Origin of the sequence: Natrinema gari JCM 14663 (assembly GCF_000337175.1) — an archaeon.
Classification (GTDB): domain Archaea; phylum Halobacteriota; class Halobacteria; order Halobacteriales; family Natrialbaceae; genus Natrinema; species Natrinema gari.
The window spans coordinates 1-2,031 of sequence record NZ_AOIJ01000022.1 but is presented as its reverse complement, the minus strand read 5'-3'; the positions used below and the strand labels follow the sequence as shown (position 1 = coordinate 2,031).

General features: G+C 57.3%; 3 protein-coding genes. All 3 read left to right on the top strand.

From position 1 onward, the window contains the following. The first annotated feature begins 105 nt into the window (after positions 1-105). Positions 106-369, top strand: coding sequence for a type II toxin-antitoxin system RelE family toxin (locus C486_RS00730; protein WP_008451889.1), 264 nt, complete (start codon positions 106-108; stop codon positions 367-369). A gap of 331 nt (positions 370-700) precedes the next feature. After that, entirely contained in the window at positions 701-970 is a 270-nt protein-coding gene (locus C486_RS00725; protein ID WP_008451887.1) for a type II toxin-antitoxin system HicB family antitoxin, read from the top strand. Between the two features lie 13 nt (positions 971-983). Then, entirely contained in the window at positions 984-1,229 is a 246-nt protein-coding gene (locus tag C486_RS00720; RefSeq protein WP_008451886.1) for a type II toxin-antitoxin system HicA family toxin, read from the top strand. Positions 1,230-2,031: the final 802 nt, after the last annotated feature.

Here is a 2,031-nt window from a genome sequence, read left to right as displayed (position 1 = left end):
GAGCCGTGGCCAGCGGGAACGCGGCGAGACGCGGTCCCTCGAGAGTGTGATGGACAAGTACAACGCCGACGGTGACGACGGCGATCGCGACGAGCAGTAGGTTCCATGACCGACATCGAGATTACGCCGCAAGCCGACGAGCACCTGGAGGAATTGGACACCGAACCACGCGAGCGGGTTCTCAAGAAGCTCGCTGAAGCCCAAGAGTGGACCGATCACCGCCTCGAGCGGCTCCAAGGGTGGCACTACCACAAGCTCCGCGCTGGCGACTACCGTGCGATCATCACTTGGGACAAGAGCGAGGACGTCCTCGTCGTGGAAGCGGTCGGCCACCGGCGGTACGTGTACGATCGACACCTTCCACCATGACCGACGACCGCGACCCGACTGTGACGTAGACGCTGAGTCGGTCAGTGTCGACCGATCCCCGAGCACCGACGTCCGAACCGACACTTTCACCCCGACCAACCGGTGTGCACCCGGTAACTTCTCTCACCAACTCGGTCGACAAGCGTACGAGACACTCGAGTTATCGCTGTTGACCGACGGCCATGACTGTGGCGTATGAATTGGTCGACTCTACTTCTGCGGGTAATAAATAATGCAGACGGTTGCATAATTTATCACGACCGCGATCGCGCCGCGAGACGGTCCCGACACAGGCGAAAGTTTACATCGCCCCCGTGGCCTAACTATAGGTATGGCAACGACATCGGACCCGAACGCCGACGTGCCGGGCGGCGTCAAGTTCATCCACGAGGACGACGGGCGTGTGACCGCGCGACACGTCGATTCTGGCGTGGCGTCGTTCGGTGACACCGAGGTCGAAGCACTCCGGCAGCTCGCCGATGCGCTCGACAGTCACTTCGGCGACGGTGAGTCGATCGACGATCCCGACGCCTACCTCGAGGGGAAGGGGATCGACGTCAAGATTGGCGAAGGCGGCACTCCGCCGTGGCTTGAGGAGTAACTCCTCGCCATCCGTGGTCCGAACGACGTTTTCCTCCGACGAAGTCATCAAGGCACTTGCGAAACACGGGTTCGTGCCGGTCGGCGGGAAGGGAAGCCACACGACGCTCCGATACGAGAACCCGGACACCGGCGAAGTGCGGACGGTGACGGTCCCGAAGGCCGACCCGGTCCCGACCGGGACGCTCACCGATATTGCCAGCCAGGCCGGTGCCGAGGACTTTTACTCATTCTGCGAATGGGTCGACGAAACGGTGTGAACCATCGAAAGGCGGTGTCAACCCACCGCCGACCGCCGGTGTTCCTTCTGGAACCTTATTCCGACCGACCCATTTACAGCCGGTCACTTCTCGCACCAACTCAGTCGACAGGCGTCTGATAGCCTCGAGTTATTCGACGAGTTCAATGTCGACGATCGCGATTGCCGGAACCGTTCGGTAATCTCCCCGGACAGTCTCGTAAGTGTACGATCGGCACCTCCCGCCGTAGCTAATTGTGTTGAGTGGTGACTTTGACACGTACTATAGATAACATCCGTATCACTGTTGAACAATGTACCACAGACTTGGCAAGTTCCGAAGTGGAGAATTGCACCACAATACCCCACGAAAGGGGTGAATGTGGCATACCATACTAGAAGTGGGGGACCATCTACCAGAAATTTATCATACCCCCATCGGGCTTCTAATCCGGGTCGAGATACTGATAAAATATGAATGATGTGTGCATGTATATGGTAAACGCCAAGCGAGCGGCCTGCTACTAGGCCATTCAACCTGATAGGTCATCTGAGGGTAGTACGCAAAACAGTGATAGAATCAGTGTTAAAACACGGTCTGAAGGGTGTCCTATCACTTTCCTTATCTGGTTCCCAATCACATAGTCTATCAAGCAGCTATTCTATTATGCATGCACACAGGGGCTCAGCCTTACAAATTTGTAGGGCAGTGTCACCTAGGGGGGACCCCCTCATCTGCCCATGCCTCACCTCCAATACATTTACAACGTCTCGTTCTAAATGGGTTAGTATGGCGACGACCGCTACTGAGAGTCGGGTCGCCC